At 44.1% G+C, this 17,148-nt stretch carries 23 protein-coding genes and 2 tRNA genes; 6 read left to right on the top strand and 19 right to left on the bottom strand.

Annotated features, from left to right (window positions below; all coding sequences use genetic code 11):
- Positions 1 to 61: 61 nt before the first annotated feature.
- A complete protein-coding gene (gene gabT, locus AB8Q18_08675; GenBank protein XDZ50269.1) occupies positions 62 to 1,339 on the bottom strand; it encodes a 4-aminobutyrate--2-oxoglutarate transaminase in 1,278 nt (425 codons plus the stop codon).
- Between the two features lie 324 nt (positions 1,340 to 1,663).
- On the opposite strand from gabT, the gene yaaA reads away from it, so the two are divergent.
- Both yaaA and AB8Q18_08665 read left to right on the top strand, forming a co-directional pair.
- Positions 1,664 to 2,437, top strand: a complete 774-nt coding sequence (gene yaaA, locus AB8Q18_08670) for a peroxide stress protein YaaA (GenBank protein ID XDZ50268.1) — start codon at positions 1,664 to 1,666, stop codon at positions 2,435 to 2,437.
- 93 nt (positions 2,438 to 2,530) lie between these two features.
- Positions 2,531 to 2,621: transfer RNA gene (locus AB8Q18_08665), tRNA-Ser, on the top strand.
- A gap of 38 nt (positions 2,622 to 2,659) precedes the next feature.
- Here the strand turns inward: AB8Q18_08665 and AB8Q18_08660 are convergent.
- From AB8Q18_08660 to AB8Q18_08625, 8 genes are all read right to left on the bottom strand, one after another.
- Entirely contained in the window at positions 2,660 to 3,769 is a 1,110-nt protein-coding gene (locus AB8Q18_08660; GenBank protein XDZ52913.1) for a tyrosine-type recombinase/integrase, read from the bottom strand.
- On the bottom strand, positions 3,652 to 3,975 hold the full coding sequence (locus AB8Q18_08655; protein ID XDZ50267.1) for a helix-turn-helix domain-containing protein: 324 nt from the start codon (positions 3,973 to 3,975) through the stop codon (positions 3,652 to 3,654). Before AB8Q18_08655 ends, AB8Q18_08660 begins: the two co-directional genes overlap by 118 nt.
- 56 nt (positions 3,976 to 4,031) lie before the next feature.
- Positions 4,032 to 5,756, bottom strand: coding sequence for a DNA cytosine methyltransferase (locus AB8Q18_08650; protein XDZ50266.1), 1,725 nt, complete (start codon positions 5,754 to 5,756; stop codon positions 4,032 to 4,034).
- A gap of 59 nt (positions 5,757 to 5,815) precedes the next feature.
- Positions 5,816 to 6,235 carry a hypothetical protein gene (locus AB8Q18_08645; protein ID XDZ50265.1) on the bottom strand — a complete coding sequence of 140 codons (420 nt, stop codon included), beginning with the start codon at positions 6,233 to 6,235 and terminating at the stop codon, positions 5,816 to 5,818.
- 358 nt (positions 6,236 to 6,593) lie between these two features.
- Positions 6,594 to 6,800 (bottom strand): hypothetical protein, encoded by a 207-nt coding sequence (locus tag AB8Q18_08640; protein ID XDZ50264.1) that lies wholly within the window; start codon positions 6,798 to 6,800, stop codon positions 6,594 to 6,596.
- Between the two features lie 171 nt (positions 6,801 to 6,971).
- On the bottom strand, positions 6,972 to 7,211 hold the full coding sequence (locus tag AB8Q18_08635) for a hypothetical protein (protein ID XDZ50263.1): 240 nt from the start codon (positions 7,209 to 7,211) through the stop codon (positions 6,972 to 6,974).
- A 267-nt stretch (positions 7,212 to 7,478) separates the two neighbouring features.
- A complete protein-coding gene (locus AB8Q18_08630; GenBank protein ID XDZ50262.1) occupies positions 7,479 to 7,799 on the bottom strand; it encodes a hypothetical protein in 321 nt (106 codons plus the stop codon).
- Positions 7,800 to 7,855: 56 nt separating this feature from the next.
- Positions 7,856 to 8,128 (bottom strand): HU family DNA-binding protein, encoded by a 273-nt coding sequence (locus tag AB8Q18_08625; GenBank protein XDZ50261.1) that lies wholly within the window; start codon positions 8,126 to 8,128, stop codon positions 7,856 to 7,858.
- 135 nt (positions 8,129 to 8,263) lie between these two features.
- Here AB8Q18_08625 and AB8Q18_08620 point away from each other — a divergent pair, with 135 nt between their 5' ends.
- A complete protein-coding gene (locus AB8Q18_08620; GenBank protein ID XDZ50260.1) occupies positions 8,264 to 8,872 on the top strand; it encodes a hypothetical protein in 609 nt (202 codons plus the stop codon).
- Between the two features lie 51 nt (positions 8,873 to 8,923).
- Here the strand turns inward: AB8Q18_08620 and AB8Q18_08615 are convergent, their stop codons facing one another.
- The 6 genes from AB8Q18_08615 to AB8Q18_08590 all read right to left on the bottom strand — a co-directional run bounded on the left by AB8Q18_08615 (position 8,924) and on the right by AB8Q18_08590 (position 11,852).
- Positions 8,924 to 9,364 carry a single-stranded DNA-binding protein gene (locus AB8Q18_08615; GenBank protein ID XDZ50259.1) on the bottom strand — a complete coding sequence of 147 codons (441 nt, stop codon included), beginning with the start codon at positions 9,362 to 9,364 and terminating at the stop codon, positions 8,924 to 8,926.
- Positions 9,364 to 10,011 (bottom strand): ERF family protein, encoded by a 648-nt coding sequence (locus AB8Q18_08610; GenBank protein XDZ50258.1) that lies wholly within the window; start codon positions 10,009 to 10,011, stop codon positions 9,364 to 9,366. Before AB8Q18_08610 ends, AB8Q18_08615 begins: the two co-directional genes overlap by 1 nt.
- 89 nt (positions 10,012 to 10,100) lie before the next feature.
- The gene (locus AB8Q18_08605; protein ID XDZ50257.1) at positions 10,101 to 10,328 is read right to left on the bottom strand and encodes a hypothetical protein; all 228 of its coding nucleotides are present in this window, start codon (positions 10,326 to 10,328) and stop codon (positions 10,101 to 10,103) included.
- Entirely contained in the window at positions 10,328 to 10,591 is a 264-nt protein-coding gene (locus tag AB8Q18_08600) for a hypothetical protein (protein ID XDZ50256.1), read from the bottom strand. Before AB8Q18_08600 ends, AB8Q18_08605 begins: the two co-directional genes overlap by 1 nt.
- Positions 10,588 to 10,833 carry a hypothetical protein gene (locus tag AB8Q18_08595; GenBank protein ID XDZ50255.1) on the bottom strand — a complete coding sequence of 82 codons (246 nt, stop codon included), beginning with the start codon at positions 10,831 to 10,833 and terminating at the stop codon, positions 10,588 to 10,590. Before AB8Q18_08595 ends, AB8Q18_08600 begins: the two co-directional genes overlap by 4 nt.
- Positions 10,834 to 11,600: 767 nt before the next feature.
- Positions 11,601 to 11,852: a helix-turn-helix domain-containing protein gene (locus AB8Q18_08590; GenBank protein ID XDZ50254.1), complete on the bottom strand. Its 252-nt coding sequence runs from the start codon at positions 11,850 to 11,852 to the stop codon at positions 11,601 to 11,603.
- Positions 11,853 to 12,114: 262 nt separating this feature from the next.
- Between AB8Q18_08590 and AB8Q18_08585 the strand changes: the two genes are divergently transcribed.
- Positions 12,115 to 12,573, top strand: coding sequence for a super-infection exclusion protein B (locus tag AB8Q18_08585; protein ID XDZ50253.1), 459 nt, complete (start codon positions 12,115 to 12,117; stop codon positions 12,571 to 12,573).
- 51 nt (positions 12,574 to 12,624) lie between these two features.
- Here AB8Q18_08585 and AB8Q18_08580 read toward each other — a convergent pair.
- The 4 genes from AB8Q18_08580 to AB8Q18_08565 form a co-directional block, all read right to left on the bottom strand.
- A tRNA-OTHER gene (locus tag AB8Q18_08580) sits at positions 12,625 to 12,722 on the bottom strand.
- A gap of 1,228 nt (positions 12,723 to 13,950) precedes the next feature.
- Positions 13,951 to 14,727 carry a DUF1828 domain-containing protein gene (locus AB8Q18_08575; GenBank protein ID XDZ50252.1) on the bottom strand — a complete coding sequence of 259 codons (777 nt, stop codon included), beginning with the start codon at positions 14,725 to 14,727 and terminating at the stop codon, positions 13,951 to 13,953.
- A 1-nt stretch (position 14,728) separates the two neighbouring features.
- Positions 14,729 to 15,220, bottom strand: a complete 492-nt coding sequence (locus tag AB8Q18_08570; GenBank protein ID XDZ50251.1) for a hypothetical protein — start codon at positions 15,218 to 15,220, stop codon at positions 14,729 to 14,731.
- A 296-nt stretch (positions 15,221 to 15,516) separates the two neighbouring features.
- Positions 15,517 to 16,212 carry a helix-turn-helix transcriptional regulator gene (locus AB8Q18_08565; GenBank protein ID XDZ50250.1) on the bottom strand — a complete coding sequence of 232 codons (696 nt, stop codon included), beginning with the start codon at positions 16,210 to 16,212 and terminating at the stop codon, positions 15,517 to 15,519.
- A gap of 126 nt (positions 16,213 to 16,338) precedes the next feature.
- Between AB8Q18_08565 and AB8Q18_08560 the strand changes: the two genes are divergently transcribed.
- Together AB8Q18_08560 and AB8Q18_08555 are read left to right on the top strand one after the other, a co-directional pair.
- A complete protein-coding gene (locus AB8Q18_08560; protein ID XDZ50249.1) occupies positions 16,339 to 16,569 on the top strand; it encodes a hypothetical protein in 231 nt (76 codons plus the stop codon).
- Between the two features lie 57 nt (positions 16,570 to 16,626).
- Positions 16,627 to 17,088, top strand: a complete 462-nt coding sequence (locus AB8Q18_08555) for a phage regulatory CII family protein (GenBank protein XDZ50248.1) — start codon at positions 16,627 to 16,629, stop codon at positions 17,086 to 17,088.
- Positions 17,089 to 17,148: the final 60 nt, after the last annotated feature.

Genomic DNA, 17,148 nt, shown 5'->3' with positions numbered 1-17,148 from the left:
GTGTGGACATCTGGTCTACACGTTGTAATATCAGGCCAGCCCTTAGGCTGGCATTAATGGACTATTTGCTGGCGAACTGTAGGGCTGCTTCTAAGGTCGTCATGGCTTCATCAAACACGCTGTCTTCAATGGTCAGCGGGAATAAGAAGCGCATCACGTTGTAATACATCCCACAGGTCAATAAAATCAGGCCATGCTCGAGGGCGTAGGTTTGGGCTTTTTTAGCAAACTCAGGGTCAGGCTGAGTTGTGCCAGGCTGCATGAATTCTACGGCGACCATCGCGCCTAAACCACGTACGGCTTTAATGTGGGGAATGCTGGACTTTAAAGATTCTAGCTTAGCCATGAGTTTGTCGCCAAGGATTTGGGCGCGTTGGCACAGCTGTTCATCTTCAATGGCGTGAATCACGGCTTTGGCGGCGGCTAGGGCTAGAGGGCTACCGGCATAGGTGCCGCCTAGGCCGCCGGGTAAAGGCGCATCCATAATGTTGGCTTTGCCAATCACGCCGGATAGCGGGAAACCACCGGCCAAGGACTTGGCAATGGTGATCAGGTCTGGCGTGACGCCCGTGTGTTCGGTGGCAAACAGCTTACCTGTACGTGCAAAGCCAGACTGGACTTCATCAAAAATCAGCACAATGCCGTGTTCATCGCAAATGTCGCGTAGGGCTTTTAAGAACGAATAAGGCGTCACGTTAAAGCCACCTTCACCTTGAATTGGCTCAATGATGATGGCCGCAACATCGGTAGGGTCAATGTTTGATTTAAAGATTTTCTTTAAGCCAGTCAGCGCTTCTTCTTCGCTTACGCCATGCAGCTCATTCGGATAGGGGGCGTGAATGATGTCGGCTGGGAAGGGGCCAAAGCCTAATTTGTAGGGGGCAACCTTGCCGGTGAGGCCTAGAGTGAAGTTGGTGCGGCCGTGGTAGCCACCAAAGAATGAAATGACACCACGACGGCCGGTATGGCTACGGGCGATTTTAACGGCATTTTCGACCGCTTCGGCACCAGTGGTCAAAAAGACGGTTTTAGCGGTGCCACCGACGGGCGCACGCTCATTAATCAACTCGGCTACTTCAATATAGGCTTCATACGGCACGACCTGGTAGCAAGTGTGGCTGAACTTGTGTAGCTGTTCAGCGACAGCGGCTTTTACTTTAGGGTGTAGGTGACCCGTGTTTAATACCCCGATACCGCCAGCGAAATCAATGTAGCGATTGCCGTCAGTATCCCAAATCTCAGCATTTTTAGCTTTATCTGCATAGAAGCTACACATAATGCCAACGCCACGAGGCGTTGCGGCTTGGCGACGTTTTTCTAAATCTTGATTCTGAGACATGTTAAGACTCCTTTGTACGAAACGAATTATATTTATGGTGTCGCTAGTGGCTGCGCCACTAGGCCAAATAAAGCGGTAGGGATGGCTTCTGAGGGGCTGTTCTGCTAGTCGAAACAGAAACCATGCGTACATAAAATAAAGGCCTACAGCCATCATAAAGCAGGATTGAGGGGTTTGTATAGTCACTCTAATTTAAATTCATTTTGGCCTATATTTTTGATCATGACCTATAGTTAATCTTAATTATTTAACCCTATGAGGCCGGCTGAGGGGCTGATAGAATGAGCTTTACTATTTATGATTAATTAATGATAAGGGGGCCTTATGTTCTTTGTATTATCACCCGCAAAAACCCTAGATGAAACCACACCCGCACCCACTCAAACGTATACCCAAAGCCCTTTGTTGGCACATAGCGAAGCTTTAATTAAGGTTTGCCGCAAACTGTCGCCGCAGGCGATTGCCGAGCTGATGAAGGTGTCGGATAAGATTGCCTTATTGAATAGCGAGCGATTTGGTGAGTGGGCGACGCCATTTGATTTAAAAAATGCAAAACAGGCAGTGTATCTCTTTAAAGGTGATGTTTATGATGGCCTAGACGCCTACCATTTAACGCCAGCGGCCACCGACTATCTGCAACAGCATCTAGGCATTTTGTCAGGGCTGTATGGCATTTTAAAGCCTTTAGATTTAATGCAGCCTTACCGCTTAGAGATGGGCACTAAATTACAGAATGCTAAAGGCGCTAATCTATATGCTTATTGGGGCCAGACCATCGCCAAACAAATCAATCAGTACATGCGCGAAGGTGGCCACACAACGCTGATCAACCTGGCGTCTAATGAATACTTTAAAGCAGTAGACTTAAAAACCTTGGCTTATCCCATCATTACGCCTGTTTTTAAGGACAAAAAGAACGGTGAATACAAAATCATCAGCTTTTACGCCAAAAAAGCCCGAGGTTTGATGGTGAAATATGCCGCTGAAAATCAAATAAACACGCCAGAAGCCCTGAAGAACTTCGATCTAGCGGGCTATCGCTATAGCGATGAACACTCAAAAGCGCATGAGTGGGTGTACTTGAGAGAAGAACAATAACTTTATAAAGAATAGGTTATAAAATAAACCAATAAAAAAGTAAAAAAAGGCTTGGCAAGCCCGTGGTTATTAGGTACTATACGCATCTCTTAAGGAGGCGTGGCAGAGCGGTTGAATGCAACGGTCTTGAAAACCGTCGAAGGCTTATACCCTTCCGTGAGTTCGAATCTCACCGCCTCCGCCAGAACATTGATTTACATACGTAAATCTCCAAAAAATCCCCTAGTTTACTGTCCAAGGTAGCAGGGGATTTTTTACGTGTGCCAGATTTGTGACATCTTGTGCCAAACCCATGGCTCGTGGGGTCTCTAATAGAACAGCGTTTTTGTGTAAATGTTGTGGTGCTAAGTGAGCATACTTCTGGACCATCTCGACACTTTCCCAGCCACCCATTTCTTTTAACTCAAGTAAGCCAACGCCACTTTGGACTAACCAGCTTGCCCAGGTGTGCCTAATGTCGTGCCAACGAAAATCTTTAATACCTGCCTCATCGAGTGCCGCCTTCCAGATTTCTGAGCTAATGCTGGTCAATGGTCGTTTAGTTATGTCGCTTACAAAGACATATCTAGTAAAGTCCATTTTGAGCTGGCTAGCTCTAGGTAGGTTTGAGACAAATATTTGGTGCATTTTTCGAATGGCAAACCGGCGCCGTAGAACATTCATGGCGTTTTCGTTCAGCGGCACACCTATCGGTTTTCCTGCTTTGGCCTGGTCTGGGTGGATCCATGCGACCTGTCTTTCTAAATCGACTTGAGACCATTCCAAAGTAAGGGCATTAGACTGGCGTAGGCCGGTCATAAAGCTAAACTCGGCTAAATCAGCATAGACACGGTGTAAAACGGATATAAGCCTGTTAGCCTCATCGCGAGTAATCCAGCGAATCCGCTTTTTAGGCTCTTTGTATAAAGTCAACTTGGGCGCTCTATCAATCCATTCCCATTCGCCAGCGCACAGATTTAAGACTGTACGGATCAACGTGAGGTAGCGGTTTTTGGTAGAGTTTCCACAGCTGAGTTTCGATACAGTACCCATAATAAAATCACGGGTAATATCAGTTAAAAGCATTCCTCGAAGCTGTACCAATAAGCGCATTTTTTGCTTATCGTCTTCAAGGCTTTTTTTATGTGCTTTTTCTTGAAGAAAGCGCACACAGGCTTCATCCCATGTTCTTTTAGGTTTTTCGCCCAGTCTTTCGACGGCCCATAGTTCATGCTTTAGTTTATCGTGCAGCTCTTGGGCCTTTTTCTTGTCGCTGGTGCCAGAAGATCGTCTAATACGGTTCCCTGACGAGGTAACAATGTCGATATAGTAAATTCCGTTACGTAATCGGATTGGCATTTCTTACTCCCTTCCGCCCGCACTTCCTGCAAGCGTTCATTTTCTTTGTCTTTGATGTAATCTGCAAGAGCTTCTTTGGCAATTCGCCAGGCGCGACCAGATTTAAATGCTCTAATCTCACCTGATTTACACTTTCTGCGTAATGTCTCAGGATGCGCACCAAGAATGGGGGATGCCTCTTCTAGTGAAAAAGTAATCATGTTGGATGCTCCAAAAAAATACCCCGCAGGGCGGGGCGTGTTGATTCAATGATTTGTTAGGCTACTGCCAAAGCGGCAATCGTTAATGGTTGATAGTTGGCTCTGACAAGCGCCTCATACGGCGGCCGTGATACGCTATTGCCGCACATTCGAACCTGAGCGGTTTTTGTAAATGGCCTTCCTTGGCTGTCTCGGTCAAAAATATACGTGTCTGGGAAACCTTGAGCCTTGTACAGCTCTTTTGGCTCAAGCATTCTCAATCTAATATCAGTGATCAAATAAGGCTCGCCGCTGATGTGCACAGTGACTAGAGCTAATCGGTCTTTTGTGGTGATTGTGTCTAGTGGCCGCGCCAAATCACGAGCGTCGCCATTGCCGTAATAATTGATCATGAATGATGCTACGCGCAGTGCCTTGTCTTCTGATCCGCTTAGTTCACATTCAACTAGGCCGCACTTCCCAGCACCCTTGGTCATGATCGTTTGCAGTGGCTTGCTGATGTCTGCACCGGCGCCAGTGCGAAACTGTCGCTCAATAAATGCGGAGACAAGCTGCTGTTGTGATCCAGTGTTGGTGATTGTTGTCATTGGTGCGTCAGCTGCTCGGCCGACTGTTGTGTTAAACCCACCGTTGGCTTGCATCAAGTAGGCAGTGGCCACTCCGGTACCGCCAGAAGCAGTTACAGTGTTCAATGGTTGATCAATTGCTCTGCTTCCAATACCACGACGTTTAGTTGCTCCCTTACCTTCACCATGAGCCATTTGTATGGTCACAGGTGCGTACACCGGCATGGCTACCGCGAATGATCCGCCTTTAGGGGTGGCAGTAATGGTGCGTAGTGGCTCTAGGCCTGAGTGCACTGGTTCGCTACCATTAAAGTGGGCAATTGGCACGATGAATGGTTGTGGGTTATCTAAGACAAACTTTTGAATGCCTTTGGCGATACGTCGTTTTGTTGCTTCGGCTAGCTCTCGTTTACGCTCAAAGATAGATGTACCAGTGTTGCTGAAATCTATGCACTCGGCCGCAGTGCGCCAGGGTAATTGTCCTTTTTGTGGCTTTTCAAAATGAGTGGGGACCGGCCACACGATGGGCTGGCCGTCGCATCGGGCGACCATAAATAACCGCTTACGGGTGGTTGGGGCGCCATAGTCGGCAGCAACCACAACTCTCCATTCAACGGCATAGCCCATTCTTCTTAATGAGTTCACAAACTCTTTCCACGCTTTACCTTGGGCCTTCTTGTTAGGCACCAAGAATTGTTCGCTAAGCGGTACATACTCACCAGGCTTGGCTACTGATCGGTCTAGCTTGATAACGCGGCCTGTCACCTTGTCTCGCTTCGCCACAAGTGGGCCCCATTTAAGAATTTGCTCGACGTTTTCTAGAGTGATGACGCGCGGCTTTACTTGGCCCGCCCAACGCTTGCCGACCCAAGCCAATGATCGAATCACTTTGTCACGGGGCTGACCACCAGCTGCTTGGCTGTGATGAGTGCAGTCAGGGCTTAGATGTAAGAGGCCGACAGGGTAGCCGGCACACGCCTCTCTCGGGTCTACTTCAAACACATCCGCTTGATAATGTTTTGTTTGAGGATGGTTTACTGTGTGCATTGCAATGGCTTCTTCATCATGATTGCAGGCAGCATCAACGAATAGACCAGTCGCCTGCTCAATGGCGACACTGGCGCCACCGCCGCCAGCGAATAGGTCAATGATCACTTCATCTCTAAAGCCAAAATCTTGTTGGCGCATCTGTTGGCCAAGGGTTAGGTTTTTCATTTTCATTGTCCAAAAAAATACCGCCTAGTGGCGGGTGGTTGTTCATTACATTCGTGTCGTTATCTATTTAGCGCGGCTTCGTATTGCTCTTTAGTGACGATGGCGCTTGCCTGATCGGATGCCAACTGAAGGCGCCCTCCAATAAGGTGGTGCGGAATGGCTCCATTAAACTTAAGATAAGCGCACCCATCGTCAAGCTGGGAATACCATTCAACCCCTTCGGGCCAGCCGCCCAGTGCCGGCAGCTGATCCACCAGAATTTGTAAAAGTGTTTTAATCTTTCTCAGGTGCCAATCATTCACTGGAACCCATGAGTCATCAAAATTGTCACTTGTGCACTCCATGCCATTTTCAAACTCAACAACTCCTTTTTGATTTGAGACGACCTTGGATGGAGAGTCATCAACAACTAGCTCATGCTTATTATTGATAAACCACATAAATGCGGTATGGCTTTTTGGTCTAATCTTTACAGTCATCATTGGCCCCTAATTTATCGCCGCACATGGGGCAGTAGTTGATTTTAATTGATTCAGTATGCCCGTTGTAATACTGGCCCTGATCTATGCATAGGTGTGAATTAAAAATCTCAACTTCACTAAAGTAAAAACCAGTAGCGACTGAAATTAATTTTTTAACGCCATCACAATACTCACACATGCTTAAACCTCCCGCCACCCCAGCACGCCTTTGGCCATCTTGGCCGTCTCTGACGTGTTGCTGGTTAAAATATAGAAAGTGCCGCTTGCTAAGCCATACATGCCTAGATACTTACCGCTTTCGGTGTTGATCCAAATGTTGCGGCTGTGTTTTGGTGGCCGTTTGATTGAGCGCCATCTAGCCATTTTCTGGTGGCTCCGGTGTGATGTGGCCGCCGAAAACGGAAAGGGATTTGCTAGCATAGTAGCTGCGAAATCCATCTATAAACTTAAAAGCACCGCCAGATGTCAGGCCAACATATACAGCATTTGTCTGGTCTGGCGTAATAAAGGCATAATTATTATTTGCCATATGGTTTAACTCTTCATGCGTGTAAGTTTTCATATCACCCCAAAATATCTGTGATTGCTTCTTTGAACTTGCGATCTAAATCATGCCGCTTTCTAAGCCGTGCAAGCCGCTTATCAGCATTGCGTGCATTAGAGTAGGGTAAGCCTTCGATGATCGACTTTGCGTTGAACTGGCGGCCCAGTGTCACGGCCGGCTTGTTGTGCCTCATTGCAGGTGCCTTTCGCTTAACTCTTTATAGTAAGCATGGGCCAGTTCTTTATCCGTGAACTCGCGTGCTTCAAAGATCACATCCAAGCCTTTCTTGCTTTTGCAGAATAGGCCGACTTCGATAATCAGGATTTGTTTGTCGCTTGATAGGCCACGCTGAAAAGCTGTTTTGCGTGAATGAAAGACGCCTATTTTTGTCATTGTTTGCCTTTCTTTTTGTAGTTCCCAGCTGTGCACACTATGCACTTTTGCGTGCTGGTGTATTGTGGAGCCAGGTGCCCGTTTCGGCATGCCCAGCTGGTCTGGTATGTTTTTTCACCATTTTCAATTGCTTTTTGTCGAGCTTCTTTTGCGATACGGCACCAGTCTTTAGGTCTGTCTGGGCGTGGTTGGCGGGGAGGGTCGTTGTAGGTTTTGGCTGCTGCGTGATAGTTGGGTTTAAATTGTTTTTGGTACGCTAAAATATCTAACGGATGCATTTCAAACTCCCATAAAAAAAGCCACCTAATTGGTGGCGTGTGTTTTAAGATAATTGATGGCGTAGAGCAGGCGCTTGTGCTGTGACAATGAGAAGAAGCCTTTTGGGTAGGCAGGCTTTACTTCTTCCCAATTTGATTCGTCCCAGTTAGTTAGCTCCACAACGAAATCACAAAAGGCCATGTCAATGCAATCTATCTCATCGTAATCACCTTCTATTAAATCTGAAAACCAAACCCACCTGCCAATTTCGGCATCAAACAACACTTCGCCATGTGAGCGAATTTTTTCATCAATAAACCAGTCCGCCGCGGCTCGTGACATTTTCTTAAGCTGTCGATCATTCATACTCACCTCAATAAAAAAGCCCTCATATGAGGGCTTGTGGGTTACTGTAATTCTGCTTAGTTCAGCGCATCTTTCAGAGCCTTGCCAGCCTTGAAAGTTGGCACTTTTGCAGCAGCAATGGTAAGAGCTTCGCCAGTGGCTGGGTTGCGGCCTTGACGCTCTGCACGCTCACTTACTTTGTAGGTTCCAAAGCCTAAGATAGCGACTTCCTGACCCTTTGCTAGGGTGTCTGTTACAGCCTTGGTGAAACCATCGACAGCTTTGGCTGCGTCAGCTTTAGTTAGGCCTGAGTTTGCTGCTACTACGTCAATTAGTTCTGATTTATTCATGTTTCATTTCCTTGGTTAAGTTGCGTTGAGACTTGATAACTGCCTGCCAGTTCCATAAACGACGGCGGTGTTGAGTTTTAGTCATATAAATTTCCTTTCGCATACGAAAAAAGCACCCTTAAGGTGCTTGGTGATATGATTGGTAAATTTTTATTTAAGGTGATGAATATGGATAGCCAGGCTATTGCAGACCTTCTTAAGTTGATAATTCCATCAGCTATCGCTCTATTAGGAGTTTTTTTTACAGTTAATGTAACATTGAAAAATTACTATAGGCAAAAATGGTGGTCTCGCAAAGAGGAAAACTATGCAAATCTTATCAGTTTAAATTCTACGATATTGATTGATGCTTATAAATTTAATATGGCATCCCATCAGTCTGAAGATTTTGAAACTCTAGAAAAGATGAGGGTTAAATTTCACTATCAATTAACTGCTGTTGAAGAAGGTTATATTAAAAGTACAGCTTTCTTGAGTGAAGATGCAAGAAATGAACTCATGATCAAAATCTATCAATTAAAAGCCTTGGTTTCCGTATTTAGAATGAACATAAAAAGAATAGAAACAGGCGAACTATCTGACGTAAGAGCTAGGAATATTAGTGTTTCTATGTTTGGTCGAAACTGGGAGGATGAGAATAAGGATTTTCAAAAGATTCTCTGCTCTCATATGAATAGGGATCTTGAACTGATAGGTTACATCAAGCGAATTAATAATTATCTATCTAACTTTAAGAGAGGCTAATTGTACCTAACCCTGTATAAGGGCTGTTTTGATTTTGTAATAAATTCAAGTCTAAAATGGGATGTCGTCATCCAAGTCGTCCATGACTGGGGCAGGTTTAGTCTGCTGCCGTCTTGGCAGTTCAGCCTGATGGCCAGTTCCAGACTCTTGCTGCTGGCCGTTGCCGCGACCCCCGAGCATTTTCATCTCGTTGCCAATAATGTCGTAGGCCACGCGCTCAACGCCGTCCTTGCCGGTATATTTCCGTGACTGGATTCGGCCTTCAATGTAGACCATGACCCCTTTGGTTAGGTACTGGCCAGCAATTTCAGCCAGGCGGCGATGCAGGGTGATGTTGTGCCATTCGGTACGGGTCACGCGCTCACCAGACTTATCGCGCCATTGCTCGCTGGTGGCAATTGAGAAGTTGGCTACTGGGTCACCATTAGGCATGTAGCGAATTTCAGGGTCACGGCCAAGGTGGCCTAGCAGGATTACTTTATTTACTGACATTATGCGGCATCCTTTTTGACTTCACTGGGTTGGGTAATTTCTTTCTTACGGCGGTTGGTTGCGTCATTAATGTGGCTCATCACGTATTCATTCTTTGCATACTTTTCGTTCATAACGAGCCAGGCACTTTTAATGCTCTCCATCGTCTCTAGCATGTGTACGCTATCAATGTACTGTCTTGCATCGTTTGGTAGCTCAGGCTGTACATCCTTGTGGGTGGTAGCATCAGGGTCTAGGGAGTTATCCTCCGTAGGGATGCAGAATGTTTGAAAGGCCGCATACTTATAAGCAATAGACATGGCTTTGTTTGTAGCCTTGTCACCGCTATCCATTGCCTCGCCATATGTTGATACAGTCAGTTTGCTGCCATCGGACACTGCAATAAAATCGAACTCGGCTTTCACTGTTACATAAAATAATACGCCGCCGTTTTTTGTAACCCTCTCTGTTACTGTGCGCTCAGTCATGCGAGGGATGATGAGTAACCCATGAGTTACCAAAGCAGGGGCAAGGGCGTTATAGACGGAGTCAATTCCCCGAAACATAAAGCCCTGCTGTACGTTTTTTTGCCCTTTGGATATGCCTGTCAGTAGGTCATTTGAGATATTGCTGATGGCTTTATAGATAGCCTGAACGTTATTTTCCATTATCTTGCCTTTCTTCATATTCCTGTTGGCGCTGGTTTTGCTCGTAGAATTGTTGCCAGTCCATAATCGTTATCCAATAAAAAAGACCCTTATTCGGGTCTGTGTTTTTTGTTTTCAATACGCCATTTAAGATGAATGACTTGGTACATTGCACTGCGCTCACCAAGAAGAAATTTATCGGCAGCATGCTCTGCCTGCCGGCTTTCCCAGTAGGCAACATTATCAATTAGCTGTTGCAGTGGGTGTGATGCCCAGTCTTCATGTAAACGGCTCTTGTGCCAATCATTGGCCATTGATGTCGGTTGTACTAATTGCATCACTCTCTCCCATCATTTCTTGACGTGAAAGTCGGAACCCAGTCTCGCCCGTTATTTGGCAACCAGTGGGGACCATCAATTGATGCTAGAAACTCACGGACACTCATTGGTATTTCATCAATATGTTTTTTGGCTTCCATCTGAAGCATTACCTGATCTGGTGTTCGCTTCTTTCGCGCATAATCCTGTAAGAGCGGCAGGCCATCCTTTGGCACCATATTCAGCACAGCATTCACGCTCAATTCAATTGTTGGTTGTTTCATCGGTACACCTCGCATTCGTTATCATTAATTTCAATACAGATATTTCCCATCATCAGCTGATCGACAGTCACATTGCGGTACAGGCTTCGATAGTTCAGCTCTGTATCGACCGCTGTGAGGATTTCACCGACTGGGCTTTGCGTTGGTATTGGCGGTGGCGTGGCTGGCACTGCGTGGTCTATGAAGCCCCATACAAAGAACAGGAGAAGAGGGCCGAGCCAGTAGAAGATTCGTTTAGTCATATCGTTCACCCATAAAAAAAGGCCACCCAAGTTGGATTAGCTTGGATGGCCAGAAGCACTACTGCGCATAAAGTGCGTAATGCGCAAAGTCAGTTTACTCTAAATTATAACAAGTTCATTAAAAATCAAATATTTAATATAGTTTTTTGTGAGCTTGTTGTACAAATGTCAAATCGGTTTGGGTATAAAAACTACTTTGGAATGGTTTAATTTCTTGATCGATCTAATGGTTATATATATTTGTTTATAAATGATATATATAATATGATTATACTTAATGACTAAAAGAAGTACTCAGTTTTAATGATTTTAATATAATCATTTAGAACAATAAAAACTTCAAACCACATACCACTAGAAGGTGTCTAGATGTATAGCTTCGTTATAGCGTGCTATCCATGTGCCATCAAATGCTTGCCCTCCTTAGAGAGGGCCATTGGCGGTCTAGGTGCCATCCAAAAGGTGCAAGGGTCTATATGGCATATAGATACTAATTATTCAGCTTCCGCTGTGAAAGAGTTGGTCGGCGCTCATATTGAATCTAAAAACTATTGCCAAATAATCGATGTTTCCTTTTTGGATGCCGATGCCGTCATTCAGTACTTATCTACTCCATAAAATAATTTGCGAGTACTGGTGTTTATTCTAAAAAGTCTAAAACTCACGGCTGGGCACTCATTCGATTACGCAACGGACTTAATAGATATTCCATTAAAAGATTGAATGCCCATGCGTGAGGCCACCAGATGATGGCCAGTCAATTTTCACTACTTTGCCAATGCCCAGACCTTCTTGTGTGACTGAAGGTCGTCAGCAGGGGTTTTAGCCAAGTAAACAAGATGAATCATCATGGCTGTTGGGGTAGGGATGTTTCGCCCTGATTCGTAGCGGCTGCCACCTGACTGGGTTACGCCAACAGGTGACCAGAAGGCTGCTTGGTTAAGGCCAAGTCTGCGACGTAGGTTTTTAATTTCGGCGCCGGTTAGCTTTAAAGTGAGGGGTGATTTCTTAGTGCTCATGGATGCTGCTCCTTTTGGGTGATTTGTCTTAGATTACTTTCGTTGAAAACTTCACACAAAAGCCCACCGTAATGGGCTTTAATCATTGATGCCAGCCTTTTACTGGACTTGTCGGCTCTGAGTCCGATAGTTTTTCGTCATGTCCCCACACAACGAAATTTAAGGCATAATTAGCCATCCCCACACAACTAGAGAAATTGCAACTATGGATTTTATTAGGCTAATTGAAATTATTTTTAATAAAGTCCCCTTGGGGAAAATGATGTACACGATTTTATTAACTCTAGTTCTCTACCTTCTTGCTCCAGAGTCATGGCTCGATCTGGTGCCACGAAGCCTTCCGTTTGGGTCAGGGTCATTAACTACGCTGGCCCTAACCTTCGCTATATCTTATGCGTTGGTTGACTTAACCGTTCTTGCTTTTAGTTGGTTAGGGAAATCACTATCTTCCCGCATCGAAAAAAAGCGCATCAAGTCAGCAGAAGCTCAGGCGAAGAAAGTTTTTCTTGACCTGTCTGAGGATGAGGTGAACGTAGTAATGCTCTATCTGTATGAGAATTTTGAGCCGATAAAATTTGATAACACTGATATGGTTACTCTTACTCTCTCAAAAAGAAAAGTTATATTTCAAATTAAACAAAGCGATTACTATGAGTTGCATAATTGCTTTCACCAAATAGTGAAGGACCACTATATGGCTCATGGAAGCGCCTATAAATAAAACCTCACACAAAAGCACTCTGTTCTGAGTGCTTCAATTTAAAGTCTTGGTAGGGACTGGCAGGACTCGAACCTGCGACCGTGCAAGAGAGGGAAAAGCCACCCCTGGCAAACCCTCATAAGCCCCTCTACCATCTGAGCTACAGTCCCATATGCTACTGCTTTTATATCTAGCCAAATCGACCATTTGTAGGTTCGTTTTCGCATAAGCCGATCCAGTCGCGGCACTGGCACCGTCCAAGTTTCGCCTTGGCTGCTATTCATCTTTGCCGTGTCTCCGTCCCCTGTATTTGAGTACGTCCACTGTCGCCACGTTGAATACGTGTTCATAGCCATTTGTTCGACTTACCCCAAAGTATTACCTTTGTATGTACTCACTTGGATGCTTTCAAGTGGAAGGCTGGCTATTGCGTATGTAACTGTTAAAGACCGATGAACCAGTCTGTCCTGCCAGTGCTGCGCTGATTCGATGGGGTTATATTACTAAACGGTAATTGATTTATCAATACCAAAAGGTAATTTAAATGGAGGTGAAAGTAATTTATTTGGTAATTATTTGATTTAAAAAGATATATAAATGGTAATTTTTAGGTGATATTTTTACAACATATAGAAAAAAGGCCACCTCTCAGTGGTCTTAAGTGATTTAATTAATTCATGCATACGATCTTTATAAGAGGTTCCGTACTGAATTTATGCATAGATGTTGTAAATATATTTACGACATAAAAGATACATATCTAAATATATCAATTGGTTATTTTAAATTTTGTTGATTTTAATGCTTTTGGAATGATAAGCTAATATTGGGTTGAGTTTTAAAGTATGACTCAGAGAGAGCCCACTTACCCCAGCGTGTCTCGCTAACGCTGGGGTATTTTATTGACTTGAGAAAATTACATAGAGGCTGAGCAGGGAGGTGACTTATAAAAAATGATTACTTCTTGAAACTTGACCGTGTTTTTGCAGTCCTATGTTTATTCATTATATTTCCTTGATGCCCAGGCACCCTGATTGGTGTTTGGGTCTTTTTTTGGGTTATACAAAAGATTTAATACTTCATGAGTAGTTATTCATTTCAAGGGAAAGAGTATAGTAACTATGGGCTGTTTCATTGCCATAATGCCTAGCGGCCCACTTACCCCAATAACTTTGTGACCTTAGTTGTTGGGGTATTTCATTTAGTAGGCTTTTGAGTCGTTGTGTCATGGCCCTAGTATAAATGGCTTATTTACATATGATATTTGATAGGTATAATTTTACATCTAGGTTAAGCCGCAATTAGCAACTAGCTTAGAGAGAGACCCAGCAGCCTCAGGACTCACACACTCCTGGGGCTTTTCTGTGGGCAAAAAAATCCCCCTCGAGTGAGGGGGATTTATGCAGATAGTCGGTGATTAATTTTCTTGTGGATAGAAGCTGTGTCACTTATTGAGGGGACTATGTCATTGGCAGCATCCATAAGTCTAGCTAAATCAGATTTTGGTATATCATCCATCTTGCTTAAGACAACGATAGAATCAAAATTTTGATTCCATACTTCTAATTGTTTTAAAACAATTGTTGTTAGCCTTGCTTTTGATGAGTCGGGTACACCAAATAAATACAATGGTTTGCTACTTTCCCCTTGTAGGTAATAGTCAATAGGATAGTTGCTTGAATTAACCTGGTCTGGGATACAATAATCCTTATGAATATTATGCTTGTCTAGAATATCATCAAGTGTGCATTCTAAGTCTTCGTAAAATGTTGACTTAATTCTTCCTGCGGACCAGAGGCCAATATCTGACACTCTTGTTAGTGCTTGTCCAAGTTTAAAAACAGCACTGCCTATATTGCTCGCAATCGTTTCTGTGTAAATCTCACCATCATCATATAAGACACCTTGTTCATCCGTAATTTGAATCAAAGTTTCTTGTCGTGCACCAGTTAAAGTCTTTAAGTCTGTCTCATAACTTAGCCGCATAATGGTTGAACCGCGGTCAGATACTCTAACAATACCATTTTTTTGTTTTAAGAAAATGTTGTAGATATCACCATCGCGACCAACGAAAGGGGTGGATACTTGTATCCATCCATCTTTTCGTTCTCTGGTTTGAATATCTGTGCAAAAGCTGGTGCACAATATTCTTTCGATGTGTTCTGCTGTAATCATTTTAGTTAAACAAGTCCTGATTGGCCGCTGATATTGTATTAGCAAGTATACCTGTAATATTGCATATTTCACAGGCGTGAAGCAAGGCTCCTTCAACAGTGGTGTATTGATCTGTGACTAGGGCGTATCCCTCAGCTTTTAGCTTCGCTTTGATATAGCGCTCAGTTGCTTTGTGAATATGTTCATTAAAAGGAAATGACTCATCCTCTAGTACATTTTTATGCCCATGGCTACTACCATTAAATCTTACTAGAGTTAAGGGATTTTTTTCTTTGGGTAGGCTAACCCTTAGGCCCACAGTATAATCATCCTCCATCTCAAGGCTATGCCTAATGTAGAGAGTGAACTTATACTCAGGGTATTTGCTGGCGACTAAAGAAAAGTCTTTTTTTATATGCCGCTTATCAGGGATATCCCTGGCATTTTTAGTTGCCCTTTTATGGCATTTAATAAGATCGTCTAAATCTTGATCGGTTATGGTTTTAATATTCAACTTGCAGCCTCTATTTTAAATAGTTAGAAGTTAGTCTCCAAGAACACCCTCAGGCACACCTCCAGCCTGAGACAGTACCATCACTCTCCTGAGTTTATTATTCATTCTTTGCCTTGTAGAGTGACGAGTAACCTAAAATCCGAAACAATACTATCATAATAATAATTCAATATGTGATATGAATAGATGACAATGGCCAAAGCAAAAAAACACCCCTCAAAAGAGGGGTTTTCTGTTGTTTAAAGTGCTCAGTTGGGATTGTCGGCCCTGTATAGCTCCTACATATCGTTTGAGTTCTACACGTCCATGACTGACCAATTAAATACACGGCCAATGATCTCGACATCACCAGTAGGCTCGATTTCGTCTGGGTGTTCATCACCGTTATAGCTACTAATGCGGACTTTCCCACCAGGTAGAGCATAAAGGCGCTTCACTCGAAGCATGTCACCTTGGCAAATAGCGTAAATCTTGCCGTCCACGATGCGTTTGTCGGCCATGTTCACGCTAACGGTCGTGCCGTCTGGTAGGACTGGCTCCATTGAGTTGCCGCTCACGGTTACACATACAGCTTGGTCGTATTGAACGTTATGGCGTCTTAGTGTTGATTTAGCAAATGGCAGCTTATAGCCGTTGTGGTCATCCGTAGAAAAGCAGCCCGTGCCGGCAGAAAGGGCAATGTCTTTGTAGAATGGCAAAAAGACATAATCCTCTTCAGGTAATGGGTCGTTGCTACTCCATAGGTGAGGGCGGCCGATATCGCTGACGTTAGACTCCTTTGTTATCACTGGGGTGTCTAGCCACATTTCAGGCATGCCCGCAATCTTTTCTAGGGATCTAGCTTTTTTCTCTCCGAAGGACTTTTTATTTAGAAGCCCTGATAGCTCGCCCTGGTTAATGCCAGTTAGCGCAACAAAGCTGGCCTGTGTGCCATTGTGCTTTTCATCAATCCATTTTTTTAAATTCGCTCTGCGAATATCTGCCGTTGTCATTTAGTAGCCTCTTAAGATGCAGTCGTTATTCTCTCAATAATTACTAAAAAGGTAAAACACCAAAAGGTGTTGATCTTGATTTTGTTTTGGGTAATAATATTACCAATTAGTAATAGGAAAATTACCATGGAAGAGTTAATAAAATTTTTGAATTCTTTAAGCCAGGCAGGGAGAGAGGAGTTTGAGCGAAATACTCAGACGAGCATTAATTACCTCCGAAAATCCGCATCAACTAAGCGGCCACTTGGTACAAAGCTTTGTGTACGAATTGAGGCTGAAACAAGCGGATTAATTAACCGAAAAATGTTGCGCCCTCATGATTGGCATGAAAATTGGCCTGAGCTGATTGCTGCCTAACATCGACAGCTTAACAACCCATCCACGCAATAACACGTTTGAAGAAAGAGAAATGTCATGAGTGACGACTACGAAAGTCTTTACCGAGCACATAAGGATGCTGCGTTGAATGTCCGCGGGGGCATTACTGGCTTTGCACACATGACGGGCAAAAGCCCTGTGATTGTAAACAATAAGCTAAATCAAAATGGCCACAAACTGAACATTGAAGACAGCCAAGACCTGCAGGATCGTGATTCAAAGCATTTAATTTTAACCGAGATGGCTGCACGCCAAGGCCTCATGCTGGTTGATATCCCAAAGTTTAATGGAGAAATCACAACGGACAACCTTATGGCAGCAGCTAACCGGTTATCTGCCTACATGGGTGGTGTATCAAAAGCAGTGATTGAAGCCGTAGACCCGCATGGCAACGGAGGCGAGTCGGTGACGCGCACTGAGAGTGTATTGGTGATGGCTGCTTGTGATGAGCTTTTACAGCAGCTTTTACAGATAAAAATTGACTTGAATAGCAGATGAAAGAAAAGCCACTGCGTGAACAGTGGCTAATCATGTGTTTTGAAATAGGGGAAAACACAA

It is taken from the genome of Neisseriaceae bacterium CLB008 (genome assembly GCA_041228285.1).
GTDB lineage: Bacteria > Pseudomonadota > Gammaproteobacteria > Burkholderiales > Neisseriaceae > JAGNPU01.
The sequence above is the reverse complement of the archived record's forward strand: the minus strand, read 5'-3'. Positions and strand labels throughout refer to the sequence as shown.